Origin of the sequence: Rhodopirellula sp. MGV (assembly GCF_002251265.1) — a bacterium.
GTDB lineage: Bacteria > Planctomycetota > Planctomycetia > Pirellulales > Pirellulaceae > Stieleria > Stieleria baltica_A.
The window spans coordinates 1-16,790 of the sequence record NZ_NPDI01000030.1 but is presented as its reverse complement, the minus strand read 5'-3'; the positions used below and the strand labels follow the sequence as shown (position 1 = coordinate 16,790).

Below are 16,790 nucleotides of genomic sequence, written 5' to 3'. Positions count from 1 at the left end.
ACCGAGTGCGTGTGTCGATTGGTGTGGCTGGTGACTTGCGCTGATTATTTACTCAGAACCGTCGCTTCGTAGCGAAAGTCGGTTTGGACGTCGCGTTGCCATTTGGTGCCGAACAGCAAGTGGTTTTTGCTGCGGACGTCGGCTTTGATGTCGCAGGAACCGTTGGCTTGCAAGATCAGGTAGTCTTCCTTGCCAAAGTAAACGCGACCTTGAATCCCACGAATGCGTGCGTCGTATTGTTTGGCGTTGTCATCCAGCATCAGTTTCAAATCGCCGTTTTGGATCGCCAACTGTCGACAGGTTTTGCCTTCGTAAACGGCATCACGCAGGTACCGTAACTGCAGCGATCCGTCGGACGTGCCGCCGCCATGGACCATCATTGAACTGGCGTTGTCAGCGCTGACTTCCCAGCTGTCATTGACGCGGTGATTGAGGTTATCCATCACATAGTAATCCAGCAGCGGATCGGCGGCCTGTGCCCAGCGTCGGATGTCGTCCAGCTTGACCGTGACGGGGCCGGCCGTTTGTCGAACTTTGGTGATCCCCAGCCCGTTGGACCAGATCACTTCGAACGTGCAGCCAGAATACTGCGCGGGGTCTTCGACCAAGCGAGCTTCTTCGATTTGAGTTAGGCGTTCGACATCGAAGCCGCCGACTTCGGCGAGACGCGTGAGTGCCTTTTCATAACGCGGGTCGACTTTGCCATAAGTGACCAGCAGCTTGTACGCAACGTCCGCTGGCGGGAGGGCCGTCCGCGTCACGTCCAGAAGTTGTTCCATGCCGATTTTGAAGATCGGCGATGTGTCACTAAAGTCGGCGACGCGCAAACGCTTGTCGCTGACGATGCGTTGCTGAGACGCTTCGAGGACTTCGATCTGAAAGGTGATGTCACCCAGTTTGTTTTCCAGGACCGTCGTCTTTCCCGAGTAGCGGTTGGTGTAGACGACATTGGTTCGGCCTTCGATGCCCCAGTTCTCGTTGACCGCCAAACCTTGCAGACGCAGGACTTTGGTTGCCGCCCAGCTTTTGCCAACCGGATAGCGTTGGCTGAGTTCCCGTTCGTCGATCTTTTCGCCCGGCGTTGCCGATTCCGAATCAACCGTCAACCAGTCACTGGTGTTTTCGGCGCTGGCTGTACCTCCTGGAAAGAGGCATCCTAAAAACAGCGATGCGCACAACGCGAATGAAGGGATTGATTTTTGCGTCATGATTTTGGCTGGGTTGATTGGCGTCGTGGTTGGCAACGCGTTTGGTAAACCGGCAACTGTCAAATGGGACTGTGTGGCGTGTTATTTTAAAACGGCAGCGAATCGAGTGGGTCGAGAACTTTCTTGCCGATCGGTTGTGGCGTTTCGGCAGGACGAGTTGTTTCGCCAGAGATCGTTTCGAGCTTGATCGGTGGTCCGTAGGAGGCGTCCGTCATCACGTAGACCGCATAGCCGCTCTCGCTGTCTTCGAGCTTGAGCTCTTTCGCCAATTGCCAGATCAACAGCGGGCTGTCAAACGTGTGGTCGATCACGGTCGAGTTCCAAAGCGTTCCGTCAACTTGCAGCCAGAGGCGGAGCGTGTCGCCCGCGATGTAATTCTTGACTGGCAAACTGATTTTCGGTCGTTGGCCTTCTTTGCCCGTCCAAACCCACTTTTCGGATTCCGAATCGTTCGACGTTGCGAAGCCAATGACATGGGCGGTTTCTTCGGTCGCGTCGTTGGCATTCGCATTGATGATCGTCAATTCAAAGTCACGTGATTCGATCGCTTGGGCCAACCAGTCGCCCAGAAAATCTTTCACGCGTCCCGACGCCATTAGCGAATGTTGTTCCTTGATCTGTTCAAGCGACTTGTCGCTGCGGGCCCAGGTGGACCATCGCGAATGGGCTTCGTTCAGTGAATCGATGCGAGACAGGATTGCATCGAACGCGGCCGAGTCCCAGGGCTGGTCGACAAACCGCTGCACTCGAAGACGCAGGGTTTGGTCAAAGGCACGCCATTGCTTTTGGCCTTTTTGGGCGAGGATCTGTTGAAGTGACGCCCGCCATGTTGCGGGATATTCATCGTCGGCAGATTGAATCGCGTCGGCCAATGCCCGTCCGGCAATCCCGCTTTTCCAGCGTGCTTGGTCCTTGGCGAGTTGATTGACGGTGACAACCGGGGCTACGACGGGAGCGGCGGTACCGTTTGATGGTGGCGTTTGTGTCGAGGAGGCAGCGAGCATGGCGAGTTCTGCGGCGCGATCCGTGGCCAGCTTTTCCAGCCGAGTCATTTCGACTTGTGCTTCGGTCAATTGACTCTCAAGCGAGTCCAACGCCTGCTGACTCTGCTGTCTGGATTGCATCGTCAGATACACATTCAGCGAGGTGCCGATGACAGTGATCGCGCCGAACAGTATCGCCAGTCGGGTTAGCTTGATGTAAGTTTGGTTCTCGTCGATCTGACGAACAAGCGACTTGGGGTCCAGCGACTGGGACTGTGATCGCTCGATCAATCGGATGGCAACTTTGCGGATCCCGCGATTGCCACGTGCGTGTTTTAGATTCTTGACCAGCTTTTCGGCGAACTTGCCGTCTTGTCGGCAGAGCTGCCAGATCTTCGCGACAGTGGTCGTTCCCAGAGCGAGTTCGGCGATCACGATTCCCAAGGCGTACCAATCGTCGTCGGCTGTTGCGGCCTTGCCCTGGCGCAAGCGATCTTCGGTGAAGTACATCGCTTCGGGATCGCCGGCGTGGACCATGTCCGTCTCGCTGCCTTTTCCGGCGGCGGTTGCCATCCGATCGGGATCGATCCAAAGGGTCGCGAGCGGTTCGGACGTGGTGCCACGATTGTGGAATTGGTTGAGCGCGATCCGTCCGTACGCGATCGGCCCACCGGCGAGACGCTGTTGGTGTAGCCGGTCGAGTGAGCGGACCACATCGGCAAACGACCGGAACAGCCGTTGTCTGGCTATCGGGTTTAGACCGTCGACTTGCAATTGTTGGAACGAATCGAAAGCGTGCCGCAGCGGTTGATTTCGGGCTGCGTCGTCGCTGCCGTTGGCAAACGAAAGCGGGATGGAAATTCCCGGTAGAAATTGGCCGGCTTCCAGCGATGTGACGTCGAGAGGGTCGTGGGCGTTCATCGTCGAAAAAGGCACCAATGGGATATCAGGCAGGGCGCGGGGCGGTTTGAAAAACCATAGCACATCGCTGCCCTGATCATCACACACCGACCTGATTCATCATGGCCGGCAGGTTGGCTTTAGCGAACGTCGATCCAATCCATCCCGGCCGATTCGGCAGCTTGGAAACCCAAGGGCGAATCCTCGAACACCACGCATCGTTTCGGGTCGACGCCCAGCCGCGATGCCGCTTCTAGGAACACGTCCGGTTCGGGTTTGTGCAGTTCGGTGTCTTCGCTGGCGACGATTGTTTCAAACAGGTCCGCGATCCCGAGTGCATCGAGTTGGCGCTGGACGATGTCACGGCCGCTACCACTGGCAACCGCCATCGGCTTTTTTCCATGAAACGCCCGGGCGATTTCACAAACGTCGACTTTCGGCTGGACCTGGACGATCAATTCGGTAAACGCGACCTCTTTTTCATCGGCTACGTTTGGGGGATCGACGACCACTTTTTGTTCGTCCGCTAAGATCCGCACGATCGAAGCACTGGGCATGCCTCCCATCGCATAAAATCGTTCGGTGGTGAACTCGATCCCGTAACGCAGCAGTGTTACACGCCATGCGACATAGTGCAGTGGCATCGAATCTGCCAATGTGCCGTCGCAGTCAAAGATCAGTCCGTCATACTTCTCAAAATCGTTCGCATTCATACCGACAGAATTGCACAACCCTCCAGTTCTAGGAACCCGCCCTCTGTTTCGTTCAACGGGTCAGCGACAATGAATCAGCCGCCACCGATCAATCCTACCGTCAAGTCCAGCCTGAATATCGATCGCGAGACCTTGCAGTCCGATAAGTCCGGTGCGGAGAACATTGCGTTTTGTGACTCCGTCTTTGTCAAGGCATTCAAAGCCGGTGCGTCGGACATCCATTTCGAACCGTTCGCGCAAGCCTTTCGTGTTCGCATGCGAGTCGACGGGGATTTGTCGCAAATCGCCGCCGGGCCAGCCGCCGATTACCCCCAGATCGCGTCGCGTGTGAAGATTCTGTCAGAATTGGACATCGCCGAACGCCGCCGGCCTCAAGAGGGCCGTTTGCGGCTGACCATCGAAGACCGCGCGGTCGATTACCGGGTTTCGCTGGTTCCGACCCGCTTCGGCGAAAAGATCGTCTTGCGGGTGGTCGATGCGACTGGCCTGAAGGCCGACCTGACCAAGCTAGGCATGTCCAGCCGAGAAGCCCAGTTGATGAATGCGGCCACCGCCCGCCCCGACGGGATGATCTTGGTCACCGGGCCAACCGGCAGTGGTAAAACGACGACGCTCTATTCGGCGCTGAATCAACTGAACCGGATGGACCGAAACGTTTCGACCATCGAAGACCCCGTCGAGTTTGATGTGTTCGGCATCACACAAATCAACGTGCGCCGTGATTTGAACATGGACTTTCCGCAAGTCCTCCGGTTGTTATTGCGGCAAGACCCCGATGTGATCCTGGTCGGCGAAATCCGCGACACGGAAACGGCCAAAACCTCGTTTCAAGCTGCACTGACCGGGCACATGGTGTTGTCGACGCTGCACACCAATGACACCGCTTCGGCGATCGCGCGTCTAAGAGACATGGACGTGGAGCCGTTTTTGATCAACTCGGCTTTGAACCTGATCATCGCTCAGCGTTTGGTTCGGCGGATCTGCCAGCACTGCCGTACCCCGGTGCAGATCTCGGCTGCACAGCTCAAGTCACTTGGCATCAGTGAAGATCAAGCGGCGAAGGCGACGTTCTGCCGTGGACAAGGCTGTACCAAGTGCAACGGTTCGGGGGCACGTGGTCGTGTCGCGATCTTCGAAATGCTTGACATGAGTGCGAACATTCGAGACCGAGTGTTTGAGAATGCTTCGGCGGATGAGATCAAACGACAAGCGATCAAGGAAGGCATGCGGACGCTTCGGATCAGCGCACTCGCCAAAGCGTTTCAGGGCGTGATCACGCTGGACGAAGCGTCGATCTATGCTTCGCGGGATTGATCGCGTTTGCTGAAGCGGCTGGCGATCACGGTGTCGCAAACCAATTGTCCGATGTGGTAGATCATCATCGGCAGCACGCTGACACCGCAATCGATCGCGATCTGTAATCCGACCATCAGTGTTTTTTGGCTGGCCGCAAAGCTGACCGCGATTTGTTCTTCGCGTGGCAGCTTGACGATTGCCGCCCAGACATAGCCAATCACGAGTGCTGTCAGGTGCACCGAGATCGCCGCGATCCCGACGGCGGTGATCATCGCAACGTCGCTGCCAGAATCGTCACCATAGCTTCGACTGACGATCGCGCCGAAGAACACCATCACCAAAATTCCCAGCTGGGCGAAGAACGACAGACGCGTTTTATTGCGGTCGGCCCAATCGCTCAGCCCCATTCGCCGCATGCCTTGGGCGATGACCAGCGGCAGCACGACAAACCAAAGTAGCTTTTCCATCTGCGCCAGCGGCGCGACTCGGGTGTGCATCGCCAGCACCATTTGGACGCCCAGCGGAACGACGGCGATGCACGCAAGGTTGGTGACGACGGTGGTGATCATCGCGATCGAGTCGTCACCGCCAGCTTTGCGGGTCCATACTGACGCGGAAGCCAAGGTGCATGGCACCAATCCCACGACGAAAAGCCCGCCGGCATACTCTGTCGGAAGGAAAAACATCATCGGCCAGCAGAGCAGCGGCACGCCGATCATGTTGATGCCAATTGCTAGCAGACTAGCCGTTGGGGAGCGAACGCTGCGGCGGATCGCATCGGGGCGAAGCGTGATCCCCATCGCCCACATCACGGCGAACAAAATCGCAGACCGCAATCCGCTTTTGCTAGCAAGTCCGGCGAAGGATTCGGCGCCCAGATGGCCGATCCCGTATGCGATCGCCAGTGCTAGCAAAAACCATTGCGCGCGAATTCTGCGGAACATAGGAACCGGTCTACCGGTGACAGGGTCGGGAAACTTAAGATAGGCAAGCCGGCTGCAATCGTCTTTTATAGGTGCATGGATGCATGAACGAACCCAGCGAGCGATCGCTCGATTGTTGTTCGTTTTCTGCTGCGCGGTGCCGACCTGTTTGGTTTTAACAACCATTCTGATCACTTGGACACCATGGTACACCCAACGACAGCTCTCACGAATCGAGTATGAGCTGGGTCGCGAGACGGGACTGGTGGTTCACATCGACGAGTTCGACCAGGTCGCACCAGGAAAATACGCCCTGCAGCAAGTCCGCTTGGACGATCCCGAAACCGGATCCACCGTCGCCGAAATTCGGTTGGTCGATTTCTATCGCGGCGAACGTCAGATCGGGATGCTGTTGCACCAGGTGACGATTCGGTCATCGGGTCTGGGGCGAGCGTGGTCGCTGGTGCATGGGCGGTTGCTGTCGTCGCCGACGCACACGACGTTGCCGATCAAGGTCGAAGCCCGCGACGTGAACATCGTCAGCAGCGTCGGTTCGCTTCCGTTCAATCATCTGAAGGCCGACGTGATGCCAGAGGACGAAGGCGTTCGTCTGGTGGTGGAGGCTCGCGATCGGATGGACCCGAATCAGCCAAGCGTCCGTGCGGAGATCTTTCGCGATCGCAGCGGGGACCGCCCGAGCAGTCGTGTGGTGTTGTCGACCGATGGGACCGCCCTGCCCTGTTCTGCTTTGGCCGAGTACGTGCCGGCGGCCGGAATGTTGGGCAGCGACGCGCTGCTGACCGGGACGCTGAAATGTGTCGAGACGCCGGACGGCTGGACTCTCGATTTAGGCGGGTGCTCGCTAACCAACCTGCAGCTGGTCGATTTAACGCGTTCCTTGCGATACCGGGTGGTTGGCAAAGCGAACATGCATTTGACGCGGTGCAAAATCACACCAGGGGGGTGGGTGAGCGCTGTCGGCGAAATCGAAGCGACCGATTTGGGGCTACCGCAGCGAGTGCTGCAGGGGATGCAAGATCAGCTCGGTTGGAAGCTGGATCCGCAGGTTATCGCGAACCCAAACGGAATCGAGTGCAAGCTTGCCGCGGTTCATTTTGAGGTCGTTGACGAGACGACCACCTTGACTGGTATTTGTCATCGTTTCCGCGATTCGTTAGGGTCAGGGGTAGCACTGTATGCCTACGGGCAGGAGCTTGGTTGGACTGACGGTCGCTCGATTCCTTCGGGACAAATCACCGCCTTTGTTGATCCGCCCGGCCGTTCACTGGGTGTGTTCAACCAAGTCTTTTTGCCTTCGACGCCCGCAGTTTCGATCGCGTCGGACCCCCGCGCGGAGATCCGAGATACGCTGCCCTATAGCGGTGGTCCGGCCATTCGGCAAAGGTAAAGGGGCTGGACATTCAGTAGCCTTGGCTTGAGTTGAAGGTTGATTTGCAATCTGCTTAGCAGTGCTAAGATGAAATTTCACCTCAGGAGAAATTGATGCCAGTTGCACAACCTTTGCTAGACCTTGAAGAGCTTCTGTCGATCGCCGAAGAGCACGATAACGATGCCGACGCATCGATCGCGATGGCGAAGGCTCTATTGATCCGATCGCATGAATTGCAGTCGCCCCAAGAGCAACGGCAACAGGCCGAGTTTTCGCGGATGATTCAGCATCCTGAAGACAAGGCAACTTTGGTGGAGATGACGGACCAAGCGTTTCGGACGCACAGTTCCGCTCGAGTCGCCGACCAGCTGACGCACCTCCTCGATTTGCAAGGGATTCCGCGGTTCTTTAGCCCGCTGGAGCAAACGATGCTGCGTGGGTTCCAAACCTTTGGCGGCTACTTGCCAGGTGTGGCGGTCCCGATGGTCAAGGACAAGATGCGTCATGAGACAGCGAACGTGATCTTGCCCGCCGAAGACAAGCGGCTGCGAGAGCACCTCAACGCTCGCCAAGAATCGGGCGTGTTGATGAACCTGAACTTTTTGGGCGAAGCCTTGCTCGGCGAGGAGGAAGCCGAACGCCGATTGCACCACTATTTGCACGCGTTGCAGATGCCCGAAATCGCTTGCATCAGTGTCAAGCTTTCGACCGTCTATAGCCAAGTCTCCACGATCGCGCGCGAGCACACTGTGCGGATGGTGGCCGATCGGATGGAGTTGTTGTACCGCGCGGCGATCCGGCAACGATTTATTGTCAACGGCAAAGAAATGCCCAAGTTCGTGTACTTGGACATGGAAGAGTATCGTGACCTGCACCTGACTGCGGACGTCTTTCGCAAAGCGCTTTCGCGACCCGGACTGGAGCAAGCTCGCGCGGGGATCGCGCTCCAGGCTTATGTGCCTGATTCATACGGCGTCCTGGCAGATTTGATCGCTTGGTCGGCGGAGCGTGTGAAAGCCGGTGGCCGACCGATCACGGTCCGCTTGGTCAAGGGCGCGAACATGGAAATGGAACGCGTCGAAGCATCGCAAGCGGGGCTTCCACAGACGCCGTTTGATAAAAAGGTCGATACCGACGCGAACTTCAAACGCATGCTCCGATTGCTAATCGAAGCCGCCGGTTGTGGTTACGTGCGAATCGGAGTTGCCAGCCACAATTTGTTTGATATTTCGCTGGCGCTTCTCTGGGGTGCACGGACGAAACGCGTCGACGATGAGAACGCGTTTCGCCCCGGTTCGTTCCAGCCTGACGAAACGTTGACTGGCACGGCGTTGGATTACATGCAATTTGAGATGTTGGAAGGGATGGCCAACCATCAACGTCGCGCTTTGTTCGAATCGACGCCGCGGATGTTGCTGTACGCACCGGCCTGCAAACGCGAAGATTTCTTAAATGCGATCGGATATCTGATTCGTCGCCTGGACGAGAACACCGGCCCGGAAAACTTCCTACGGTACTCGTTCCATCTCTCACCGACGTCAAGCACCTGGGTGGCGCTCGCGGACGGCTTCCGTTCCGCACTCGATCGAATTGATGAGATCGACACCAACCCGCGTCGATTGCAAAACCGATTCGAATCTGTGCAGCAACCGCCTGCAGCCGATCACTGGTCGAACTACATCAACGAACCCGATACCGATTGGTCATTGCCGCGTCACAGCGATTGGGCGAAGTCGATTGTTGAGACGTGGTCTAATAAGAGCGAGCAAGAGATAGAAGTTCCGCTGAAGATCGGCGGCGAAGTACGCGACTCAAATGAATCACGGCCGCAACGCGAATCGTTCGATCCTTCACGACCAGAAGTTGTCTCCTGCCGGTTCACGATGGCAACGGGGCAAGACGTCGATGACGCGATCACCATTGCACATGAGGATCCAGACGGCTGGCGTTCGACGACTTGGGAGCATCGGTATGGATTGTTGCGAGCTGCCGCTCAGTTGATGCGAGAGCGCCGGGGGGACCTGATCGGATCAATGATGTTGGACGGCGGAAAGCTGATCACCGAAGCCGACCCCGAAGTCAGCGAGGCGATCGACTTTACTGAGTTCTACCCGTTGACGGCTAAAGAGTATCTGCAACGGGACAATTTGAATTGTCGCCCACGTGGCACGGTCGCGGTCATCAGCCCTTGGAATTTCCCCTTGGCGATTCCCTGTGGTGGCATCGCTTCTGCATTAGCAGCCGGCAACACAGTGATTCTGAAACCGGCCAGCGACACCGTCTTGCCGGCATATGAGATCGCGAAATGTTTTTGGGATGCTGGCGTTTCGCCCAACGTGTTGCAAGTGATTCCATGCAGTGGCGCTGGTGCGGGCAGCCGATTGGTTTCCGACGAACGCATCGACGCGGTCGTGTTGACCGGTGGGACCGAGACGGCCAAAGAGATGCTGCGATTGCGTCCTGATCTGCACCTGATTGCCGAAACGGGAGGCAAAAACGCGACGATTGTCAGTGCGATGTGTGACCGCGATTTGGCGATCAAACACGTCTTGCACAGTGCGTTTAGTCACGGCGGTCAAAAATGCAGCGCGACGTCTTTGTTGCTGCTCGACCAAGAGTTGTACGAAGACAAAGAGTTCCGATCCGCGTTAGCCGATGCGGCGAAAAGCTTGACCGTAGGGTCAGCGTGGAAATTGAATTCACGTCTCGGACCGCTTATCCGGCCACCATCGGGCGAGCTTGAACAGGGTATCAAAGAGCTTGAAAGCGGCGAAGAATGGTTGGTTCGTCCGCGACTGGTCGATGAAAATCCTCAGTTGTACACGCCAGGGATTAAATGGAATGTCTGTCCGGGCAGTTTCACCCATAGCACCGAATTGTTTGGTCCGGTATTGGGTGTGATGAAGTACGCCAAGCTAGAGCAGGCGATCGAGATGGTCGCGTCGACAGGTTATGGCTTGACCAGCGGGCTGGAAAGTTTGGACGACCGAGAGCAAGAACTTTGGCGGGAAGCCATCCCCGCCGGCAACCTTTATATCAATCGTCCGACGACGGGCGCGATTGTTTTGCGGCAGCCATTCGGTGGCATCGGCAAGAGTGCTTATGGGCCAGGCGCGAAAGCCGGTGGGCCGCACTACGTGTTACCGCTGATGCATGTCGAAAGCAGCGCAACGCCAATCGACGAATCGAAAATCGCCTCAACCGAGCGTTTGCCGCAGATCGACAGTGTCTTGTCGGCGGTCGAATCCGTGGTTGAAGAGGATCAGCTAGCGATCGACCGGACTCGGATTGAGCGTTTTGCCCGTCTCGCAACGCATTGGGCGGCAACGACGTTGGATCAAACCCATGACCACGTCAAGCTAATCGGCCAAGACAACCTGCGGCGATACCGTGCCCCGCATCAATTGCGGGTCCGATTGACAGGCGAAGAAACGACGACCGAAATCGCACTCTCAATGCTTGCCGCGGCGGCAGCTAATTGTCATGCGACCTATTCGATGAACCCCAACGACACAAATCGCGGTTTGATCGAACACACGGCGCTCTCGTTGGCCCGGTTCGGCAAAAGCGATTGGCGAATCGAGTGGATCGAGGAGTCCGAGGCGGCACTTGCGTCGAGTGTTAGCGATGGGCGTGTCGATCGATTGCGTTTGCTGCGACCCGAACGTCCTCTCTCCGATGAGCTCTTCGAAGCCTGTCGGTCTGCGTTTGTCACGATCCTGGCGGAGTCCGTTGTTGATGATCCCGAGGTCGAAACGTTCCGGTATGTTCTGGAGCAATCGATTTCGTACGACTTCCACCGCTACGGAAACTTGGGGCGACGGCCATTGTTGGAAGCCGCTGAAAAGACGAAGTCGTGATTGACCGCTGAGGCGGCTTTCGAGCTACAAAAAAACGGCTCGGCAGGATTCATCCTGCCGAGCCGCGTTTGATTCGCCTCATCGACGATCCGTAGCAGAGAGGTCCGCTCTTATCCTTTCGGACTGCCGGTCACATCTGTCGTCTTGATCAGGCTGGTCGCGACACCGGCAACGATAAAGATAATCTGAGTCGCCACGAACAAGCTCAGCCAGTACAGCACGCCTTTGGTGAAGCCGTAGCTGTGCAGTCCGATGCCCAGTTCGTTGGTTCCGAACCAACTCCATGCCGTGATGATGTTTCCGGCGATCGCGAGCACCGAGAATCCGAGGCCTTTGACCATTCCGTCCCAGCGGGCGTGCAGCATCAGGGCGTTCCAAATCACGATCAGCAAGGCCCCGTTTTCTTTCGGGTCCCAGCCCCAGAATCGCCCCCAGCTGTCATCGGCCCAGAGTCCACCCAAAATCGTACCAACGGTACTGAATAGGATTCCAAAGCAGGTCGCGCCATAGGTCATTCGGTAAACCGCTTTTGCCTTGTCGTCCTTTCGGACCCAGGTGGCCAGCAGATAAAGCGTGCCGAGGATTCCGGCGACCAGGGTGGCCACATAGCCGAGTGCAACACTGATCACGTGTGTGGTCAGCCAGAACTGTGTATCGAGTACCGCTTGCAGAACCGGCATCGTGTCACCGTTATCAAGGCTGTACGCGACAAGCGATGAAAGAGTGCCGGCGGTTGCGGCCATGACGTTGCCGAATCCCAGTCGGAAGGTTCGGTCGATTACCAAGCCGCCAAGGACGGCTGCCCAGCCGATGAAGACGGCGGACGAGTGCAGGTTGATCACCGGCGCACGGCCGGTGATATAAATCCGACATGCGAGTGTGATTGTGTGGATTAAGAACGTTGCCAGTAGAACTCCCCAGGTCGCGTTTCGCAGTCCGGGGGTGCCGACGGCGAAGAACAGGATCCCTAGGATCAACGCGATCACGTAGATCACGAAGGCAACGGTGCGTGGCGAGTTGCTTTGCATCCAGCGCTCGACATCGATCTTTCGCAGGTTCAAACCCGGGATCGGCATCTGGGTCGACAGCGCCAATTGGTTGTCGACGGCATTGTTGAACGCGGCGTAGTCGCCTTTGCCATCGGAGTACGCGGTCACCATGTCGCTGAACGGTGTCGACGCGAGCGTCGCGTTTTCATCTTCGACGCTTTTCACCGAGTCTTGGAAGAATACCGACGCGTACGGTTTCCATTTCGGATCGTTGATGCTGGCGGTAATGTCCGCTTCGGTCGGCGGAATGATCCGAGCGACCGGCATCTCGTCAAGTCGTTGCATCCGCTCAAGGATCTTCATCACCAAGAACCGGGTGCGGAGGTTCGCCGGGATGTCTTCGGGCATCTGGTCGATGTCCGCTTGGCGGGGCCGCGGAAACTGAAACGCTTCGGCGACCAGCATGTATTCGCGGGTGCGTTGGTCGAGGGCCAGCAGCGTTTTTTCTTTGAAGGAGTGTTCGGCAACGTCTTTCGCTCGAGCGAGGTTGATCAGCTTTTGTGCCGAGCCCCAGTTTTCGAGCACTTCGTTGAGCGAATACAGCTTGCTTTCACGCCGCGGCAGTGACAGTTGGCTGCGGGCTTCTTCGGCATCGATGCAAAACATTCGCAGGTCACGCAGCGAGTCTTGGTCGCTAGCGACTTCCATCAGCCACTGCATCGCCGACATCTTCTTGCCGTCGACGCGAGCTTTCAGGTCTTCGGGAGCGTCCTCAATCGGCAGCGATTCACGCTTGCTGATCGATTTAAGCGTCAAGCGTGCGTAAGCATCCAGCGGCATCACACGCCCGCCGAACTGGGCTGGGATTTTGCCGGCTGTGTAAAAGTCATAGCTCTGGTCACGCGTGGCAGGTCGCATGGCAGTCGTCAACGCCTCGCGTGGTACCAGCATGGTTGCGCCGAAGATCGCGGTGACGGCTAGCGCGAAAATCATCGGTTTGGCCGAAGTCGCACGAGCACGCAGTTCAGGGCTCATCGCGTCGAGTTCACGTTGCCGCTCACGTTCACGGCGGCCGACGAATCGTTTCAGTGTGCCGGTGAAGTGGGCGAGCATGCCGAGCGCCATGATGCTGCAGGCGACGTAGGGAATCAGCCAGCCGCCGTTGCGAACCACTTGCAGCCCTGTCATTTCTTTGCCGCCCGGCAGCGGCGTGTAGCTGGATTGGAAGAACGTTTCACCACGGTAACGCAGCGGGTTATTCATCCAGACACGTTCCCGTCGGTCGTCGCCGGTTTCCGGATCCACGATACGGACGTAGCTGCTGTAATCGCGCGGCGTTTCAGTGCCGCTGTAATTGCGTCGCTGGACGTCTTCGAGGTGAACCCAATACGGTTTCACTTCGCGGCCGTACTTCAGGCCGATTTGGTAGTCTTTGTCGCCGATCTTGATCGAATCAAAGTCGTCTTCGGGGAATTTGATCGGATCGATCAGGTGAGCGTCGGACAGGAATTGGCTGACCAAGTGTGTGCCAAGCGATTCGCCGCTTTCTTTGTCGAGAAGTTCAACGTAGGCCGACACCATGTTCTGTTCGGCATCGGCACCACCACGCTCGCGTTCGGCGGTGGCCTGCCAAACCTTGCCAAGGCCCGCGGTGGCAGGGTTGTCTTTCTCGGAAGCTCGGCGAAGGTCGGAGTTGTTGAAGTATTCGAGGACTTTGATGTCGGCTGGCAATGCCGGGTCTTTGATCACGCTGTCGTTGCGTTTGGCCGCAATCAGTTTTTCAGCCGGGACCGCAACAACCGTGTCTTCGCCGTCAGCCGAAGAGATGAAGTTCAATTCGACTTTATCGAGGTTGATCAAAGTGTTTGTTGATTCACCTTCGACCAGGTTGATTCGCTGTTCCAGCTGGCGATCGCCGAACGCGAATTGGCCGACCATCAACAAGCCGACGCCGAGGTGCAGCAACATGTTGCCACCCTGCCGACCAAAGATCAGGTTGCAACCGACCAGCAGGATCAAACCGGCGAGCAGGCCTTTGGCCAGTTGCCAAACGATCCGCATCCCGGGATCGCCGATGCGGCCGCCCGAGACAACGGTGTAGGCGATCACGCCAAGCATGATCGTGGCGATCACGTATCCGGTGATTCGGAGGCCTTTTTGGCTGAGGCTCATCGACCAAGCGACCAGTCCCAGGCCCGACGCAACCACAATCGCTTGCATGCAACGCCAGAGTGCGTTGTAAGAAATCGGCGGCGCGCCTTGCAGGCCATCGGTGCTGTGACCACTTGCGACGATCAGTCCGGCGACGAGGACACCGGCGATGATAAAGATGCATCCGGCGAGCAGTCGATTGCCGGAGGCGTGGATTTTAAAGCGTGTTGCCTTGGAAGCGATTAAGTTGACCATCAACAGCAATCCGATCAGCGAGCCTCCTGGAAACGGGATGATGCCAGGGATCGGATTGTCGTGGTGGTAGAACGCTTGTGGAAAGAAATCGTCGATGCGAATCATGGCGATCCAGGTCAAGAAGTACCTTGCCTTGACCGCTTGCATGTTCAGTTCGTCTTGTGCCAACGTCCCGACGAGGACGATGACCAGCGAGGCCGCAAATAACGCGACCGTGATTCGCAGTGATCCGAGTGCCGCGAGTATCGAGTTGGAAGTGACCCTTGAGTCGCTCTGATCAGCAGCCTGTTCAGCTGCGAAAGCGTCGGTGGTGGAATTGACCGTTGCCATATTAGGTTTGGACGTTGGTGGTCGGAGAGTGTTTTAGAAGGACAGCGACTGGAGGAAGGATTTCATCGCGTCACGTTGCTCGGTCACCGTTGCGGGTGGCCCGGTCATCTTGACGAATTTGCTAAAGCCGCCTTCGGTGGGAATGATGGTCGCATCGATGGAGAATTGATCGGCTGCGGCATCCCCATCAATGATAAACCGCTGCGCCTGGTTGCCCGAAACATCAAACATTTCCGCGTCGGCTAACATTTGATCCACTGCCGCTTCGTCGGGTGTGCCTTTGATGACTTGTCCCATCCAGCGAGCGACGTTGCTGCGGAGGTCGCCACCGGCACTGATCAACGTCACCTCGGCGGGTGCGTCTTCAGGGCCAACGGAAAACGATAGTTCACGCATCCCCGAGGCCCCTTGGTCACGCCAGCCTTCCGGGAGATCGTACTTGTACTTTGGCGACGCCTTCGCAGTGCTCGCTGATGGGCTTGCTGATGGTGCGGTGTTCGGTCGCGGTGATAGAGGCGGCATGCCACCCATCCCCATCATTGGTGGCGTCATCGCGGCGGAGTTGCTCGGTTCACCAACGAAGTCCGCCAGAATGGCTTGCTGATCAGCCGCGGCAACATCGAAGGGGACGCCGCCGGCCCAGTCATCATCGGACGGTTTCAGTCCGACTTGTCCGCGCCAACGATTGACGTTCTGGACGACGTAGCTGTCGTAGTCACCGTTGAGTGGAAGAGTCGAAATACTGATTTCGAGTTGCTTAGAATCGGTGTCGATGTAAACGGTCGCAAATCGCATCGGTTTTTCACCGCCCAATTTCCAAGCCTCAGGAAGCGTATCAAGCAGAGGCTGTCCGGAGTCGCCAAACTTGACAGACGTCACGAACTCTTTGAACGAATCGGCGACACCGTTGACCGCCTCTTCATCACCCAGGATCTTGAAGAACCATGCGTCATTTTCGTGGGGTACGATGACCGCAAGCATGCGTTGTTTGCCAGGCTGAAGCTCGGCTGGCATGTTCTTGGGGATCTTGTAAGTAGTGATCTCCGGTTCCGGTGTACAGCCAGCGACAAAGCCGAGCATGAGCAAGCACGGCATCAACAAGCACAGCGACCAGCATCCATGACGATGGAGTTGGCCAAAGTGGGCGCGCAAGTTGAGCGTCGACGGTAGAAAACCAGAGTCCATAATGATCGCAGGCGGGGTGGGGGTGAATTCCGTTTCGGAATGGAGGAAGGAGCGTATTCCTGACGCCGTCAGTATAGACGCACTGCCCCCTTTGATCGTACCCACCTATTGCGATCGTTTAGACGGTCTGTCTGAACGCCCTCGAAAGTGAGGGCGGTGCCGCACCGTCTTCCTGGAAGCTACGGATTAGGAATCCAAGCCAGCCATGCTGATCAGCGAGTCGGTCAGAGCACTGACCGGTGCAGAAGTTTCGCTGTAAGCCCACATGTTGCGGACGAGGTCCGTCATCAGCATGCCGCCGAGCGACAGGATCAAGATGATGAACATCAGCGAGAGGCATTGGAACAAGCTGAAAGGAACTTCGTAGCCGCGAGCGACTGCCCCCGCCGTTGGGGCTGCGAGTTCGCTGTCATCGACGGCAACACCTTCGTCGGCGCCAAATGCGTCACCGTCATCGACGTCCGCACCCAAGCCGCCATCGTCGAATGCGCCACCTGCATCGGGGACCGATTCGAATGCGTCGCCACCGAGCGGTTCATCTCCGGCGTCGGCAAATCCAGCATCGGAGAATGCGTTGTCGTCACCAAAGTCAGCTTGCAGGTCGACA

General features: G+C 57.2%; 9 protein-coding genes and 1 pseudogene. 3 read left to right on the top strand and 7 right to left on the bottom strand.

Features of this window, described 5'->3' with window-relative positions:
* Window positions 1-44: 44 nt before the first annotated feature.
* From CGZ80_RS10720 to CGZ80_RS10710, 3 genes are all read right to left on the bottom strand, one after another.
* Window positions 45-1,208 carry a hypothetical protein gene (locus tag CGZ80_RS10720; RefSeq protein ID WP_143543857.1) on the bottom strand — a complete coding sequence of 388 codons (1,164 nt, stop codon included), beginning with the start codon at window positions 1,206-1,208 and terminating at the stop codon, window positions 45-47.
* Window positions 1,209-1,294: 86 nt separating this feature from the next.
* Entirely contained in the window at window positions 1,295-3,112 is a 1,818-nt protein-coding gene (locus CGZ80_RS10715) for a hypothetical protein (protein ID WP_143543856.1), read from the bottom strand.
* Window positions 3,113-3,231: 119 nt separating this feature from the next.
* Window positions 3,232-3,804, bottom strand: a complete 573-nt coding sequence (locus tag CGZ80_RS10710) for an HAD family hydrolase (RefSeq protein WP_094414165.1) — start codon at window positions 3,802-3,804, stop codon at window positions 3,232-3,234.
* A gap of 69 nt (window positions 3,805-3,873) precedes the next feature.
* On the opposite strand from CGZ80_RS10710, the gene CGZ80_RS10705 reads away from it, so the two are divergent.
* Window positions 3,874-5,118, top strand: coding sequence for a GspE/PulE family protein (locus CGZ80_RS10705; protein ID WP_094414163.1), 1,245 nt, complete (start codon window positions 3,874-3,876; stop codon window positions 5,116-5,118).
* Here CGZ80_RS10705 and CGZ80_RS10700 read toward each other — a convergent pair.
* Window positions 5,100-6,044 carry a bile acid:sodium symporter family protein gene (locus tag CGZ80_RS10700; RefSeq protein ID WP_094414161.1) on the bottom strand — a complete coding sequence of 315 codons (945 nt, stop codon included), beginning with the start codon at window positions 6,042-6,044 and terminating at the stop codon, window positions 5,100-5,102. The genes CGZ80_RS10705 and CGZ80_RS10700 overlap by 19 nt on opposite strands.
* Window positions 6,045-6,123: 79 nt before the next feature.
* Here CGZ80_RS10700 and CGZ80_RS10695 point away from each other — a divergent pair, with 79 nt between their 5' ends.
* Together CGZ80_RS10695 and CGZ80_RS10690 are read left to right on the top strand one after the other, a co-directional pair.
* Window positions 6,124-7,431 (top strand): hypothetical protein, encoded by a 1,308-nt coding sequence (locus CGZ80_RS10695; RefSeq protein ID WP_094414159.1) that lies wholly within the window; start codon window positions 6,124-6,126, stop codon window positions 7,429-7,431.
* 95 nt (window positions 7,432-7,526) lie between these two features.
* Window positions 7,527-11,273 carry a bifunctional proline dehydrogenase/L-glutamate gamma-semialdehyde dehydrogenase gene (locus CGZ80_RS10690; protein WP_094414157.1) on the top strand — a complete coding sequence of 1,249 codons (3,747 nt, stop codon included), beginning with the start codon at window positions 7,527-7,529 and terminating at the stop codon, window positions 11,271-11,273.
* Window positions 11,274-11,383: 110 nt separating this feature from the next.
* On the opposite strand, the gene ccsA is transcribed toward CGZ80_RS10690, so the two are convergent.
* The 3 genes and pseudogenes from ccsA to CGZ80_RS27930 all read right to left on the bottom strand — a co-directional run.
* Window positions 11,384-14,998 carry a cytochrome c biogenesis protein gene (gene ccsA / locus CGZ80_RS10685; protein WP_094414155.1) on the bottom strand — a complete coding sequence of 1,205 codons (3,615 nt, stop codon included), beginning with the start codon at window positions 14,996-14,998 and terminating at the stop codon, window positions 11,384-11,386.
* A gap of 33 nt (window positions 14,999-15,031) precedes the next feature.
* Window positions 15,032-16,183, bottom strand: coding sequence for a hypothetical protein (locus CGZ80_RS10680; protein ID WP_094414153.1), 1,152 nt, complete (start codon window positions 16,181-16,183; stop codon window positions 15,032-15,034).
* A gap of 186 nt (window positions 16,184-16,369) precedes the next feature.
* Window positions 16,370-16,790: pseudogene (locus tag CGZ80_RS27930) on the bottom strand (DNA-binding protein); the annotation flags it as partial.